At 60.0% G+C, this 13,887-nt stretch carries 14 protein-coding genes; 11 read left to right on the top strand and 3 right to left on the bottom strand.

The genetic code is table 11. From position 1 onward, the window contains the following. Nucleotides 1-31 precede the first annotated feature (31 nt). The 5 genes from IPK32_02240 to IPK32_02220 all read left to right on the top strand — a co-directional run bounded on the left by IPK32_02240 (nt 32) and on the right by IPK32_02220 (nt 6,499). Entirely contained in the window at nt 32-2,626 is a 2,595-nt protein-coding gene (locus tag IPK32_02240; protein MBK8090835.1) for a c-type cytochrome, read from the top strand. A 56-nt stretch (nt 2,627-2,682) separates the two neighbouring features. Further along, nucleotides 2,683-4,854, top strand: coding sequence for a PPC domain-containing protein (locus IPK32_02235; GenBank protein MBK8090834.1), 2,172 nt, complete (start codon nt 2,683-2,685; stop codon nt 4,852-4,854). A gap of 186 nt (nt 4,855-5,040) precedes the next feature. Next, nucleotides 5,041-5,778, top strand: coding sequence for an IS630 family transposase (locus tag IPK32_02230; GenBank protein MBK8090833.1), 738 nt, complete (start codon nt 5,041-5,043; stop codon nt 5,776-5,778). Further along, the gene (locus tag IPK32_02225; protein MBK8090832.1) at nt 5,760-6,074 is read left to right on the top strand and encodes a transposase; all 315 of its coding nucleotides are present in this window, start codon (nt 5,760-5,762) and stop codon (nt 6,072-6,074) included. Before IPK32_02230 ends, IPK32_02225 begins: the two co-directional genes overlap by 19 nt. Nucleotides 6,075-6,178: 104 nt before the next feature. Beyond that, nucleotides 6,179-6,499 (top strand): hypothetical protein, encoded by a 321-nt coding sequence (locus tag IPK32_02220; GenBank protein ID MBK8090831.1) that lies wholly within the window; start codon nt 6,179-6,181, stop codon nt 6,497-6,499. Here the strand turns inward: IPK32_02220 and IPK32_02215 are convergent. Further along, entirely contained in the window at nt 6,489-6,677 is a 189-nt protein-coding gene (locus IPK32_02215) for a hypothetical protein (GenBank protein ID MBK8090830.1), read from the bottom strand. The genes IPK32_02220 and IPK32_02215 overlap by 11 nt on opposite strands. A 37-nt stretch (nt 6,678-6,714) precedes the next feature. Here IPK32_02215 and IPK32_02210 point away from each other — a divergent pair, with 37 nt between their 5' ends. Then, nucleotides 6,715-7,641: a transposase gene (locus IPK32_02210; GenBank protein ID MBK8090829.1), complete on the top strand. Its 927-nt coding sequence runs from the start codon at nt 6,715-6,717 to the stop codon at nt 7,639-7,641. An 11-nt stretch (nt 7,642-7,652) separates the two neighbouring features. Here the strand turns inward: IPK32_02210 and IPK32_02205 are convergent, their stop codons facing one another. Beyond that, on the bottom strand, nt 7,653-8,093 hold the full coding sequence (locus IPK32_02205) for a RidA family protein (GenBank protein ID MBK8090828.1): 441 nt from the start codon (nt 8,091-8,093) through the stop codon (nt 7,653-7,655). Nucleotides 8,094-8,196: 103 nt separating this feature from the next. On the opposite strand from IPK32_02205, the gene IPK32_02200 reads away from it, so the two are divergent. The 4 genes from IPK32_02200 to IPK32_02185 all read left to right on the top strand — a co-directional run bounded on the left by IPK32_02200 (nt 8,197) and on the right by IPK32_02185 (nt 11,558). After that, on the top strand, nt 8,197-8,853 hold the full coding sequence (locus IPK32_02200) for a hypothetical protein (GenBank protein ID MBK8090827.1): 657 nt from the start codon (nt 8,197-8,199) through the stop codon (nt 8,851-8,853). Continuing rightward, nucleotides 8,850-9,761 (top strand): HTTM domain-containing protein, encoded by a 912-nt coding sequence (locus IPK32_02195; GenBank protein ID MBK8090826.1) that lies wholly within the window; start codon nt 8,850-8,852, stop codon nt 9,759-9,761. The genes IPK32_02200 and IPK32_02195 overlap by 4 nt, the downstream gene beginning before the upstream one ends. A 105-nt stretch (nt 9,762-9,866) precedes the next feature. Beyond that, on the top strand, nt 9,867-10,757 hold the full coding sequence (locus IPK32_02190) for a hypothetical protein (protein ID MBK8090825.1): 891 nt from the start codon (nt 9,867-9,869) through the stop codon (nt 10,755-10,757). Between the two features lie 15 nt (nt 10,758-10,772). Beyond that, nucleotides 10,773-11,558, top strand: coding sequence for a prolipoprotein diacylglyceryl transferase (locus IPK32_02185; GenBank protein ID MBK8090824.1), 786 nt, complete (start codon nt 10,773-10,775; stop codon nt 11,556-11,558). A gap of 152 nt (nt 11,559-11,710) precedes the next feature. Here IPK32_02185 and IPK32_02180 read toward each other — a convergent pair whose 3' ends face one another. Further along, nucleotides 11,711-11,956 (bottom strand): hypothetical protein, encoded by a 246-nt coding sequence (locus IPK32_02180; GenBank protein MBK8090823.1) that lies wholly within the window; start codon nt 11,954-11,956, stop codon nt 11,711-11,713. A gap of 412 nt (nt 11,957-12,368) precedes the next feature. On the opposite strand from IPK32_02180, the gene lnt reads away from it, so the two are divergent. Continuing rightward, the gene (gene lnt / locus IPK32_02175) at nt 12,369-13,886 is read left to right on the top strand and encodes an apolipoprotein N-acyltransferase (protein ID MBK8090822.1); all 1,518 of its coding nucleotides are present in this window, start codon (nt 12,369-12,371) and stop codon (nt 13,884-13,886) included. Nucleotide 13,887: the final 1 nt, after the last annotated feature.

Raw genomic sequence — 13,887 nt, 5'->3', positions numbered from 1 at the left:
GAACATCGAACATTCAAGATCGAACATTGAAATGGATGCTCCTTGCCCGATGTTCCAACTTTTCCCTTCCATGAAATCACACCTCCTCCCGCTGTTCCTCGCCATCACGGCCACTGCGCATGCCCAGATCGCCGGTCAGGCCACCCCGGTCGATAAAATCAAGCTGCCACAGGGCTTCCAGGCGGAGCTGCTCTACTCCGTGCCGAAGGACCAGGAAGGCTCCTGGGTGGCGATGACGCAGGATGACAAAGGCCGCCTCATCTGCAGCGATCAATACGGAGCGCTCTACCGCATCACGCCGCCCGCGCTGAAGGGGAAGGCCGCAGACACGAAGGTGGAGCGGCTCAAAATCGACTTCGGGCACTGCCAGGGCCTGCTTTTTCATCAAGGTGCCCTCTACGGCGTGGTGAATGACTCCACCTACCACGCCAATGCCCAGACGCCGGAGAAGGCGGCCAAAAAGAAGGGCAAGGCCAAAGCCGACAGCGATGAGGACAATACCCGGGGCCTCTACCGCTGCACCGATACGGACAAGGACGACCAATTTGATAAGCTGGAGCTGCTGCGTGCCTTCCCCGGCCGTGCAGGCGAGCATGGACCGCACGCCGTCGTCGCTGCGCCAGATGGCAAATCACTCTACATCATGTGTGGCAATCAAACGCCGGAGCCTAGCTGCGAAACCAGCCGCGTGCCGCGAAACTGGGCGGAAGATCAGCTCTTCCCCATGATCCTGGGGCGTGGCTTCATGCGGGACGTGCTGGCTCCCGGTGGCTGGTTGGCCAAGACCGATCTCGATGGCAAAAAGTGGGAGCTCATCAACACCGGCACCCGCAACACCTACGACATCGCCATTCATCAAAACGGCGACATCTTCGGCTTCGATGCCGACATGGAGTGGGACACCGGCATGCCGTGGTATCGTCCCACACGCGTCTGCCTCATGCAGAGCGGTGGCGAGTATGGCTGGCGCACATGCAGCAAAAAATGGCCCGTCCGCTGGGAGGACAGCCTGCCCCCCGTCGTGAATATCGGCCCTGGATCACCCACCGGCGTCGCCTTCGGCTACGGCTCTACCTTTCCTGCGAAGTATCAGCACGCCCTCTATATCTGCGACTGGAGCTACGGCAAAATGTACGCCGTGCACCTCAATCAAGAAGGCACGGGCTACTCCGGCGTCGCGGAGGAATTCATGAGCGCATCCCCACTGCCGCTCACCGACATCGAGGTATCGAAAAAAGACGGCGCGATGTATGTCAGCGTCGGCGGGCGCAAAGTGCAGTCCGGCCTCTACCGCGTCACTTATGCAGGCAAGGAGCCCACGCAGCGGAAAAGCCTACCCGTCGTCACCACGCCGAATTTCCGCCGCACGCTGGAGGCCTTTCACGGCAAGCAAGACCCCAAAGCCGTCGAGCTCGCCTGGCAGGGCCTCGGGCATGAAGACCGCCACATCCGCTTCGCCGCACGCATCGTGCTGGAGCATCAGCCGCTCGATCAGTGGAAGCAGCGCACCCTTCAGGAGCAAAATCCACGCACCGCACTCACCGCGCTCATGGCCCTGGCACGCTGCGCAGGGGAGGACAAGTCACTGCTGAAGCCCATCCTCGCCTCTTTGGAAAAAATCGACTTCATGAAGCTCCAGGGCATCGACCGCAGCACCTATCTGCGGGATCATATGCTGGCCTTCACCCGCCTCGGGGCACCGGATGAGGACACCGGGAAACACACCGCCCTGCGCCTCCTCACCTACTTCCCCACTGGCGATAGCGGCACGGATCGCGACCTCTGCGAGCTGCTCGTCTTTCTCGGAGAGCCCGGCATCGTCGCCAAGGCCGCCCCGCTGGTGAATGCCTCCCCCTCGCAGGAAGAGCAGATCGACTACGCACGCATCCTGCGCTTTGCCAAAAGCGGCTGGACCTCTGAGCTACGCCGCGAGTACCTGAGTTGGTTCCTGCGTGCCGCGAATTACAAAGGCGGTGCCTCCTTTGACCTCTTCATCGGCGAAATCAAAAAAGACTTCCTCGCTGGCGTGCCCGAAGCCGAGCTCGCCGCCCTCAAAGACGTCATCGAAGCCAAAGCAGAGCCCAAAGCGCCCGCTTTCACCGCCAAGCCCATGAGCTTCGTCAAAGCATGGACCATGGCCGAGCTGGAAAAATCCCTCGGCGTCGGTTTGGAGGGCAATCGCGACTTTGCCAACGGGCGCAACATGTTCGGCGCAGCCACCTGCTACGCCTGCCACCGCTTCAACAACGAAGGCGGTGCCGTCGGCCCAGATCTCACCAGCGTGGCCGGAAAATACAGCCCGCGTGACCTGCTGGAGCACATCCTCGATCCCAACAAAGAAATCAGCGACCAATACGGCAGCACCGTCTTCACCTTAAAAGACGGCAGCACTGTCACCGGCCGTATCGCCAACATGAAAGAGGACACCATGATGGTCTGCACCAACATGATGGACCCGAACAACTTCACCAACGTCGATGTGAAGCAGGTCACCAAAACCGAAGAGAGCAAAGTCAGCATGATGCCCCCCGGCCTGCTCTTCATGCTCAAAGAAGACGACATTCTCGACCTCATGGCCTACCTCCTGAGCAAAGGAAATCCCAAAGACCCGATGTTCGTGAAGTAGTCTGCTGAATCAAAGGCTTGAACAGAACGCGGATTCTGCGGCGTAGGTTTGCGGCTATGTTTCCGCGCTTTCTTTGCTTCCTCGCTGCTTTTTCTGCTCCGCTGCTCGCCCAGCAGGTGACGCTGCCGTTGCCGCGTCTGCTCACGCTGATGCCGATGGGCGGACAGGTGGGCCAAAATGTCGAAGTCACGATCACCGGTGAAAACACCGAGGACGTGACCGAGCTGACCTTCTCCACACCGAAGATCACTGCCAAGCCCGTCGCGGGTGCCACGAACAAATTCACCGTCAGCATCGCCGCCGATGCTCCGGTGGGTGTTTACGATGCCCGTGTCATGTCACGGCTCGGCGTGTCCTCCGCGCGGGCCTTTTCGGTCAATAAGCTGCCGGAAATCGTCCGCACCCAAGCGAACAATTCGCTCGAAACAGCTCTGAAACTGCCCGTGGGCTCGATCTGCAATGCCACCATGACGAGGAGAGCCGTGGATTTTTATTCCTTCACCGGCGTGAAGGGCCAGGCCGTCTCCATCGACTGCGCAGCGGTCGGCATCGACTCACGGCTCACGCCCGTCGTCATCCTGGCGGATGGCAAAGGCGCAGACCTCAAAGTGAATCGCACCGGCGGCATCATTGACTTCACCCCGCCCGCCGATGGCACCTACATCATCAAAGTGAACGATCTCACTTACCAAGGCGGCGAGCGCCACTTTTACCGCCTCGCTTTGCAGAAAAGCCCCGCGCAGCCGCAACCGCAGACTCAAATGGTCAGCGCCATGTCCTGGCCTCCGCACGGTCTCGCCGCTAGTGCTGCAGCCACCGAATCGGAGCCGAACAACAAAGACGCCCAAAAGATCACGCTGCCATGCGACATCGCAGGGGCCTTTTATCCCGCCGCAGATGTCGATACCTATGAGTTCACCGCGAAAAAAGGCGAGACCTGGTGGGTCGAGGTCGCCAGTGAGCGACTCGGGCTCAATACCGATCCCTTTGTGCTCGTGCAGCAGGTCAAAAAAGGCCAATTCACCGATGTGGCCGAGCTCTACGACATCGCCCCACCGATGAAGGTCACCAGCAACGGCTACTCCTACGACGGCCCGCCCTACGATGCCGGATCACCCGACGTGCTCGGCAAATTCGAGGTCAAAGAAGACGGCACCTACCGCCTGCAAGTGCGTGACCTCTTTGGCGGCACCCGCTCCGATGCCAACAACGTCTATCGCCTGCTCGTCCGCCAGGCAGCGCCCGATTTCGCCCTCGCCACCTGGGCCGTCCACATGACCCTGCGCAATGGAGACCGCGCCTCCCTTTCCAAGCCCATGTCACTCCGACAGGGCGATGCCCGCGCCTTTGAAGTCGTGGTGCAGCGCCGTGATGGCTTCGATGGCGAAATCGACATCCACATGGAAAACCTGCCTCCAGGCGTCAGCGCCGCCGGATTGAAGATCGGCAAAGGCAAAAGCTATGGGCACCTCATCCTCTCCGCCGATGAAAAAGCCCCGCGTGGCTTCGCTTTGGCAAAAATCGTCGGAAAAGCCCTCATCGGCGGCAAAGAGGTCGTACGGCCCGTGCGGCTCGCCAGCATGGAATGGTCTGTGAAGGACGCCAAAGGCGAAATCCCCGCCCCACGCCTCATGGCTGATATTCCCGTCTCCGTCACGGACTCGGAGCAAGCGCCGCTGTCCATCACCGTAGCCGAAAACAAGGTCTATGAGGCCAAAGCAGGCGAAACGCTGAAAATCCCGCTCAAGCTGACTTGGCGGAATGAATTCAACGGCAGTTCCATCAAAGTAAAAGCCTACGGCGAAGGCTTCAGCGCCATCAAGGAGTTCGACATCCCGCTGAAGGCCGCCACGCATGAGCTAGCGCTCAATCTCGCGGAATTGAAGATCGCGCCGGGGGATTACACCTTTGCCCTGCAAAGCCTGGGCATCTGCAAATACCGCTACAACCCCGCTGCGGTGCCGCTGGCAGAAGCGGAGCAAAAGAAAGCCGAGCAACAACTCACCGCCGCTGCCGCCGAGGCCAAAAAGATCGCCGCCACCGATGCCGCAGCCGCGAAAAAAGCCGCTGAAAAGCAAAAACAGGCCGAAGCAGCCCTGACTGCCGCCGCCAGCCGCATGAAGAGCGTGACGACCGCCGCCAATCCCACTGACACCGTCGAGATCCTCATCTCACAGCCCATCCGCGTGAGCGTGAAAGCCGCCCCGCCCACGACAGCGGCGAAGTAGATCCGCATACCCATATTCAAGGAGGCCCGCAGACTCCTATTGAAACCAAACTTTAGAACTCCCTGCATCTTTGGGAAATTGCTCACCATGATTGCATGTCTAGCCGCAATGCCGCTAGACCGGTTCTCAAAAAGAATGTCATATTGAGGCTGTACTTTTTAGAATTGCGGTAATTAATAGGCGGCGGTGGCCCGCCCGTGCATCACACTCAATCTCGAAAACGCGACCTTGGAAGAGGTCGGCGTGGCGATGGATTGCTCACCCACGAAGAAGGGCTTTCGTCGGCTTCAAGCGCTGCGCTGGCTTTATGAAGGCAAGAGCCGCGAGCAAGTCGCTGACCTCTCAGGCTTCAGCCTGCGGCAGGTTTTGCGCTTTATCCAAGCCTTCAATCTCGCCGGCCTTGATGGTCTCATTCCTGGGCGTAGCAGCGGCCGTCGCCGAATCCTGCCCAAGGAACAAGTGAACGAAAAAATTCTGCCTCTCATCGAAGATCCGTCGCTGGCTGGACAGAGCCACTGGACTGCGGTGAAGTTGCACGGCTGGATCAAGCAGAACCTGCAAACGCAGCTCGGCTACAGCACCACCGTGCGCTATCTCCACGAGCACGATTACCGCCTCAAAGTTCCGCGCCCCTGGCCGCTCAACCAGGATGAGGACAAGCGCCAAGCCTTCTGCCAAAAGCTCCAGCGCTGGGTGGCCGATCCGAGCGTCGACTTGTGGTTCAGCGACGAAAGCGGCTTTGAAGGCGATCCGCGCCCGCGCCGTACCTGGACCAAGATCGGCAAGGTGCGCCACTCACCTTATCTCGGCGAGCACATCCGCTACAATGTGTTTGGCGCAGTGCGGCCCAAAGATGGACGTCTCGGCGCACTGCTCTTCAACCTGTGCGACAGCGTCACTTTCAGGTGTTCCTTGACACTCTAGCTGAGGAGAATCCGCACGTGGCAGGACGCCGCGCCATCCTGGTGCTCGACAACGCCTCATGGCACAAGACCAAGAGTCTTAACTGGCACCACTTTGAGCCCGAGTATCTGCCACCACGCTCGCCCGATCTCAACGCCATCGAACGCTTGTGGCTGCGCATGAAGGCCGACTGGTTCAACGGCTGGATCGCCAAGACTTCCGAGCAACTTCAGGACCGTATCATCGAGTCCCTACGCTCTTTGTTCGACCAGCCATCCATCCTTCAGTCCCAGTGCCGCCCAAAGACGCGTTTATGACATTCTTTTGAGAACCGGTCTAGCCACAATGCCGCTAAGCAAAAAAAGCGAAGAGGGGCGAAAAGAGTGCTGTACAACTGAGTAGCTGAGTCAACTAGCGGTAGATGGTAAAGCCATCCAGCCCACCGCGATACGAACATCATCTCTCTGCACGCATCCGCAAAAAACTCGGCGTCGAGCAGTTGCCCGAGGAACTGCGGGCAGAGCCAACGCACCAAGGGCCGCGACGCAAACTTCTCGGTTGGCAACTCATCGCCGGCATGGTCGCCCAAAGTCTGCACGCTTGCGGCAGCCTACAGCAGATCATCGGTCGTTATTTTGCTGTGCGCATCAGGCTCCGCGGCGCTAAGCCAGCGTCGTTTGAAGATATCCACCCAAGCTTTCGATGCCTGCATGCGCCACTCCCTGGTGCCGCTAGCCTGTGAGCAGCGGCATCCAGCGTGTTTTTTCGCCGGGCTGCGCTTGGTCGGCATCGACGGTGGGCAGTGGAACCTGCTTAACACCGTGCAGATCAACGCCCAAGTGCCCAAAAGCCGCAGTCGTCGTGCGCAGGCAGCCTTTGCCAAGCTCTCCATGAGCACGCTGGTCGAGCTCGGCACCCATGCACCGCTGGCCGTATCGATGTCACTGGGTGCGCTCAATGAGAAATCGCTGGCCGATCCGCTGCTCGCCGCGCTACCAGGCTCGCAGCCTGCTCATCGCCGACCGCTATTACGGGCAGGCTCCGATGCTCAAAGAACTGCAAAAACATTCGCAGCGCACGCAGAGTCACTTTTTGGTCCGAGTGCGGCAAAAGCTCTCCGTGCGAGTGCAAAGCGTGCATGCCGATGGCAGTGCGGAGGTGGTGGTGAGTCTGCGCGAGCGTGAGAGCCCATGCGCAGACTCGTCAACAACAGCTCCGTCCAAAGCTGACGAGAAGCAGACACCCGAGGCGAACAAAGCGCGGGGCCGCCCGCGCAAACATCCGCCGATGCGCCAGAGCGAGTTGCCAGTGCGCGAGATCGTGGGGCGAGTGCGCAACGCCGCTGGAGAGTGGGTGAAGGTGCGGCTGTGGACGAGCCTGAGCGTGCAGCAGGGCAGTGCGCGTGAGTTGTTGGCGTTGTATGCGAAGCGCTGGGAACAGGAAGTCTTTTACAAAGAACTCAAGCTCGTGCTTCACGGAGGGCATTTGCTCAGCGCACAACGCACCGAGACAGCACAGCAAGAACTCGCCGCGCTCCTCATCGCCAGCTCACTGGTGGCTGAGGAGCGACTAGCCTGCGCACAGAGCAGTGAGGATGAAGAAGTCCGGCAGGCAGGAGCGCTGCGCATCAGCATGAGCCACTGTTTGGAGCACACCGTAGCGCTGCTACTGGTGCTGGAGGCAGCGCAGGGCCTCATGGACGAGGCGGCACAAGGAGTGCTGGTGCGCCGAGTGCGAGAGCAAATCGCCCAAGCCGCGTTACCAGCGCGACGAAGACGTAGTTGCCAGCGCAAGGTGCGACAGCCCGTGAGCAAATGGCCACGCCTGCTCTCGGCATCTTCTCTCCAAGCCAGCGACGATCTCATCATCGACCCTTTTGCTTAGCGGCATTGGGTCTAGCTTTTGATCTCAAAGATGGCTTCGACCTCGACGGCGGCGCCGGTGGGGAGTTGGGCGAAGCCGAGGGCGCTGCGGGCGTGGTAGCCGTCGCCTTCTTTGCCGAAGATTTCGTGCAGGAGGTCGGAGCAGCCGTTGATGACGAGGTGCTGGTCGCTGTAATCGAGCGTGGAGTTCACGCATCCGAGCACTTTGATGACTTTGAGGCCATCGAGCGTGCCGTGAGTGTCCCAGACGGAGCGGAGGACTTTTTCAGCGCAGTTCTTGGCAGCCTTGTAGCCGTCTTCGGTCTTCAAGTCGGCTCCGAGCTTGCCTTTGAGGTCGCTGACGTGGCCGGAGGTGAGGAGCTGGTTGCCACTGCGGATGCAGAGGTTCAGGTAGCCGGGGGCTTGCTTCGCGAAGGTGAGGCCGAGGGATTCTGCTTTTTGCTGAGGTGTCATGGGGAGATGAGGAAGAGGAGGTGTTGATAACGGGCCGTGCGGACTTTTCCAGCCGGGACTTCTCATGACTTGCCAAACGCACCGGGTAAAGCACTCATCCGGCATGAGTCACACCGAAGTCACCCCAGACGAGCAGGCGGGCCCCGATGCTGAAAAGCTGCCGGGTCGCGGGTGGCGCGTGGTTTTGAGCCTGTTCATCGTGCTAAACATCTCCACGGTGCTGTATGTGAGCCTGCCACCCGCGTGGGCGGCGCGGAAGCATGCGGAATGGACGGCGGACTGGGCACCGATGGCGAAATACCGGCTGAGTTTGGTCCATTGGCGCTGGCAGCAGTATGCGCACCTCGCGGGTCTGAACAATGTCTGGCAGATGTTTGGCAAGCAGAGTGAGTTCAACTGGCACTATGACATCCGGGGCGTGTATGGCAGTGGCAAGGCCGAGAAATGGGTGCTTTTGCCTCTGCCGGGGCAAAGCAAGCGCACGTGGGCCCAAACCTACATTTTTGATTTCAGACAGCGGAAGCTCGATCTGAACATCTACCGCGACGAATTCGCCCGGCAGGCCTGCATGCGCTACTTGGCCCGTTTGTATCCAGAGCACGAGGGTATGCCCCTGACCAAGATTCGCTGGAATCTGCGCTACCAGATGATCCTACCGCCGGATGAGGCCGTGAGGCGGCAAAAGCTCGTGTCGGACGACTGGCACACGATTGACTTCGGTCGCTACACACTCCCTACCAAGGAGGAGGCTCCCCGATGAAAGCTTGGAACTCTTTTTGGTTTGCCCGTCAGGACCCACTGCCGATGGCGGTGTGCCGCATCGGTGTGGGAGCGTTGCTGCTGGCCATGTTTCTCGCCCTGACGCCAAACTGGGACCGCTTTTACGCTGCGGACGGCATGCTGCAGCTCCACGACGAGCAGCTTTACGCGGGTAGGCACCAGGATTGGTACTCGCTATTGTACTGGACCGAGGGCGTCGTGCCGGTGGGGTTTTGGAGGCATGTGTGCGTCGCGTGTAGCGTGGGGCTGATGCTCGGGTGGCGGACGCGGCTCATGACGATTTCGCTGTTCCTGCTGATGACCTCGTTGATCAACCGCTGCCCATGGGTGGTGAACGGCGAGGATCTGGTGCTGCGCATGCTGCTGTTTTACGGTATGTTTTCTCCCTGGGGCATGCGGCTCAGCTTGGATGCACGCCGCCACGCTTCAAAAGCCTTGCCCACGCTGCCGCTGGTTTGGGCCTGGCGACTGATGCAGGTCAATTTCCTGCTCATCTATGCCGTCAGCCTGCCTTACAAATTTGCGCAGGAGCCCGCTTGGTGGACGGGAGACGCCATGCACTGGGCCGTAGCGAGTGACATGTGGTGGGAAAAAGGCCGCATGCCCTGGATCACGCTGGCTTTGGATGGTTGGATTCGTCGTGGCATCACTTGGGGGACCGTGATCGTCGAGGGGTTGGCACCGTTCCTAGTGTGGTTTCGTGCGACTCGTGTGCCAATGACGCTCTGCCTCGTCGCCCTGCATGTGGGGATCGCCTTCACCATTCCGGGCGTGACTCTTTTCACGTTGTCCATGGTGGCTGGCGCGGCCTTGTTTTTGCCAGCCGACTTTTATCAAACCTGGGCAGCTCATGCAGCCGGAGCGTGGCAGCGTTCCAGGAGCCGATAGCCCCCTTTTTTTAATTTAAATTGATTTATTTAACAAATGTCAAATATTTAACAGATGTCTTCCCCCCGACGCTCTACTTCTCGCTTGCTGAATGGCTTTTTCAGCATGGTTCTCGCCTCGACGCTTTGTGTCACCGATGCCTGTGGTCAGCAGGCCAGCGCTCAGGTGGGTGAAGTGGAAACCCAGCGTATCACACGCAGCACCGCCTCCTCTTCGAATCCCTTCTCGTCCTTGGTGGACCCGGATCCCTACTATGTGAATCTTTCCACCGCCTACACGCACACGACGAACGCTTTTTCCGACTTTCGTGAGCAGAAAGACTGGCTGCTGGACACCAATCTCTCCGCAGGCTGGCGCACCACCCTCGGCAGCAGCTTGTATCTCGACTGGGCCTTCGTGGCGAACCGCAGCGACTACGCCAACCAGGACACCCTCAGCCGCAACATGCTCGGCACCCGCGTCATGCTTGCCGGACTGGCTTTTGGCAAAGTGCCCTACTACCTGTCCTACAGCGGCAATTGGTTCTACGACAGCTCCTACGACAGCAGCGGGCTGAATTTCCACACGCTGAGCGCCGTGGTGCCGTTCTGGCGGAAAAACGTGGGGAAAGGCAACCTCACCGTCTCCGCCACGCTGAACTGGATCAAGGCGCAGCCGAGTGACTTTGACCAGATCACCCCCGGCCTCTCCGTGCGCTACAGCGTGCCAGTGACGGGCAAAGACCGCATCGATCTCTCCGTGATGCAGAGCTACGCCTCCTTCCAGCACTTCGCACCGGGCCAGTTCCCGCAAGACCGCCAGGACTGGCGCACCACCGCCAGTTTGCAGCTCGTGCACACCTTTACCAAGCAGCTCCAGCTCACCCTCGGCGTCACCTACATGCGCAATGACAGCAATCTCGCTGGCTTTGAGACCACCACCGGCCGCTTCGGCGGCATCTACGACTACAAGACCTGGAACTTCACGCCGACCCTCGGCCTGAACTACAACTTCTGATCCCCCGCAATTCGCATGGTGCCCTACCTCGACCTGCCGCCCCTCCAGGTCGGCGGGCATTCCTTCGGAGTATTTGGGCTATTGGTATGGGTGGGCATCATCACTGGGTATTTCGTCGCCCGCTGGCAGGCTCGGCGGGTCGGGCTGGACTCGCAAATCGTCTCCAGTCTCGTCGCCGTGTGCGCCTTTTTTGGGCTGCTCGGTTCCCACTGGGTCTTTTTGTTTGTGTACCACCCAGAGGTGTTCCGTGCGGATCCTTGGAGCCTCATTCAGATCTGGCAGGGCATGTCGTCCTATGGCGGCATGTTCACCTCTGCGCTCGCTGGGGCTATCTTTGTTCGCTGGTTGCGTGTGCCCTTCCTGCCTTATGCGGACGTGTGCGTCTTCACATTCTTCCACGTCTGGTTCTTTGGCCGCCTCGGCTGCACCACTGCGCATGACCATCCGGGTTGTCCCTCGCAGTTCTGGCTGGCGGTGAAGTTCCCCGACACGCCCCGCCATGACCTGGGGCTGTACGAGTGGCTGCTGTGCTTCTTGTGGCTCCCGCTCGTCCACTGGCTGGGGCGGAAGGAGCGCATCGCCAGCTCCCCTCCCGGCACCCTGCTCCACATCATGCTCATCGCCTATGCCGTGCCGCGTTTCTTCCTCGACTTTCTCCGCGCCACCGACCTGCCGAGTTGTGACGTGCGCTACGGTGGCCTCACACCCGCGCAATATGGCTGCATCGTTTTTGTGCTGATCGCCTGCCGGTTTTTTGTTCGTCGAAATCGTAGCTCATCCGCTCTCAACGCTGCGTCCTAAAAGAGATTGACAGCCCATCATCGAAACTGCTAAACACCCCAACTATGGTTCCCCAACCTTCCAAAAGCTCGCCTTACCTCGTCAAAGTGGTCCTCTTCGCTTTAGTATTCGTGTTGTACTTTTCCTTCAATACGGCCTTCACAAGCTGTGAGTTAATCCCCTCCGTGGATCGGGGCAAAATTGGAGACGTAGGTAGAGGTGGAGGCGGAGGTGAAGGTGAAGGTGAAGGTGATCCGATACTTACACCAACCCAGACAGAAAAAGTCGAGGGGCTCACGAAAGGTCAGACGGACGAAGAAAAGACGGAGACGCTCAGGAACCTCACGGAGGAGCAAAGGGAAGACCTCGGCCTCACCAAGGACCAGATCAACCAGCTCATTCAGGTCCAGAATCAACAAATCTCTGGCAATGACCCCGGTGGCGCAGCTCCGCCGCCACCTGCACCCGCTCCAGCACCGGCACCCGCTCCAGCACCGGCACCCGCTCCAGCACCGGCACCCGCGCCAGCACCGGCACCCGCGCCAGCTCCGGCACCTCCTCCTCCTCTTCCCCCGCCTCCTCTTCCCCCGCCGCCTGTCATCTGCCCGCCTTGTATCTGAGCGTTTGTTTTCCAGGTCGGGAGGCCCTCGTCTGCATGGGTGCCTTGTTCACGCTGTTAGCGTGTCAGCAAGCTCGCCAGTCTCAGAATGAATATCGAACACCGAACAAGGATTTCCGAATGACGAAGGCGGGACGCTTCGCGACTCTGCTGAACTTCGGATTTCGAGATTCCTTGTTCGTTATTCGGTATTCATCCCCCTCACCGCAGGCATGAGCTTCCGCACGCGTCTCGCCCTCAGCCTGCTCTCCGGCTTACTTGACCCTTTGGGCTACACCGGTTTTGGCCTCTTCCCTCTCACGTGGTTCGCCAAAGTGCCCGTTTTGCTCGCGGTGCATGATCTGCCGCCGCGCAGGGCCTTTTCGATCGCCATGGTCTATGGTGCCGTCGCCTACTTCGGTGGCTATTACTGGCTGGGACATACGTTTTCGATCTTTGGCGGTTTTTCGGCCCTCGCCGCCTGGAGCGGGGCCTTTTTCGTCTGTGCCTGCCTCGGGCTATCTTTCGGCCTCATGATGGCTTTGACGCAGGTTTTCCGCTCACGCGGCATCGCGCCTGTTTGGAGCCTCGCCTTCGTCAATCCGGCCATCGAGCTGCTTTTTCCGAACATCTTCCCCTACAACATCGGCGCCTCGCAGTATCGCTTCACCGCCATCACCCAAATCGTGGAGATCACCGGCCTGCTCGGCCTCACCGCCCTCATCGCGCTGGTCAATGGAGCCGTTTATGAGCTCGTCGAGAGCCGCTATCAGCGCCGTGCCTGCCTCCACCGCCGCTGGATCATCCCACTAGCAGCCTTCGTGCTCGTTCTCGGCTACGGCATGCTGCGCATCCATCAAATCGACCGCCGATCCGCCTCCGCACGTCAGCTTACCGTCGCCCTTATCCAGGCCAATCTCAGCCGGCAGACACAAGGCAAAGCCTTCGAATCCTTTCGCGAGCATCATGCCTTGACCTGGGCGCTCACCAAAGCCGCGCCACCTCCAGAACTCGTCATCTGGCCGGAAACCACCATCAAACTGCCGCTTCGCAGGGATGTCACCACCCTGCCAGGGGCACTGCGCCAGCCCATGCCACTGCTCGCCGGTGCCGTCACCCGCACCTACGACAGCCAGCCCTTCAATTCCCTTCTCGCCATCACGCCCACAGGCGAAATCACCTCCCGTTACGACAAGCGCAGCCTGCTCGCCTTTGGCGAGATGATCCCCTTTGAAAAACAGTTCCCCTCGCTCCGCCAATGGCTGCCGCGCACCGGAAACCTAGTCGCCGGGAAATCTCTCGGTCACCTCCACGCCGTCGAAGCCACCTTCCTCCCCACCATTTGCTACGAAGACATCCAGCCCGCCCGCATTCGCGAAATCTGGCAGCACGCCGGTCCCGCCCACGCCCTCGTCAACGTCACCAACGACGCTTGGTTCGGCGACACGCATGAGCCACGCACCCACCACGCCCTCGCCACCTTCCGCGCCATCGAGACACGCCGCGCCCTCATCCGCTCCACCACCACCGGCATCAGCGCCCTCGTCGATCCCACCGGCCGCGTCCTCGCCCAAACCGGCCAACACACTCGTGAAACTCTCATCGGCACCATCCCCCTCATCGCCGATGGCTCCACCACACTCTACATGCGCTACGGCGACTGGTTCGGCTGGCTCTGCGTCGTGTTCACGTTCGCTGGTTTGTTCCGCGCGAGAAAGCGGCATTTGACCTTCCCTGATCCTGTTCCCTGAT

This window comes from Verrucomicrobiaceae bacterium (assembly GCA_016713035.1).
Taxonomy (GTDB): domain Bacteria; phylum Verrucomicrobiota; class Verrucomicrobiia; order Verrucomicrobiales; family Verrucomicrobiaceae; genus Prosthecobacter.
This window is presented reverse-complemented; position numbering and strand designations above follow the sequence as displayed.

Coding starts and splice junctions, on each gene's coding strand:
- IPK32_02185 (MBK8090824.1), top strand. CDS start 10,773: ATGGTGCCCTACCTCGACCTGCCGCCCCTCCAGGTCGGCGGGCATTCC.
- IPK32_02200 (MBK8090827.1), top strand. CDS start 8,197: ATGAGTCACACCGAAGTCACCCCAGACGAGCAGGCGGGCCCCGATGCT.
- IPK32_02240 (MBK8090835.1), top strand. CDS start 32: ATGGATGCTCCTTGCCCGATGTTCCAACTTTTCCCTTCCATGAAATCA.
- IPK32_02215 (MBK8090830.1), bottom strand. CDS start 6,677: ATGGGTGCCGAGCTCGACCAGCGTGCTCATGGAGAGCTTGGCAAAGGC.
- IPK32_02195 (MBK8090826.1), top strand. CDS start 8,850: ATGAAAGCTTGGAACTCTTTTTGGTTTGCCCGTCAGGACCCACTGCCG.
- IPK32_02235 (MBK8090834.1), top strand. CDS start 2,683: ATGTTTCCGCGCTTTCTTTGCTTCCTCGCTGCTTTTTCTGCTCCGCTG.
- lnt (MBK8090822.1), top strand. CDS start 12,369: ATGAGCTTCCGCACGCGTCTCGCCCTCAGCCTGCTCTCCGGCTTACTT.
- IPK32_02190 (MBK8090825.1), top strand. CDS start 9,867: ATGGTTCTCGCCTCGACGCTTTGTGTCACCGATGCCTGTGGTCAGCAG.
- IPK32_02220 (MBK8090831.1), top strand. CDS start 6,179: ATGGTAAAGCCATCCAGCCCACCGCGATACGAACATCATCTCTCTGCA.
- IPK32_02205 (MBK8090828.1), bottom strand. CDS start 8,093: ATGACACCTCAGCAAAAAGCAGAATCCCTCGGCCTCACCTTCGCGAAG.
- IPK32_02210 (MBK8090829.1), top strand. CDS start 6,715: ATGAGAAATCGCTGGCCGATCCGCTGCTCGCCGCGCTACCAGGCTCGC.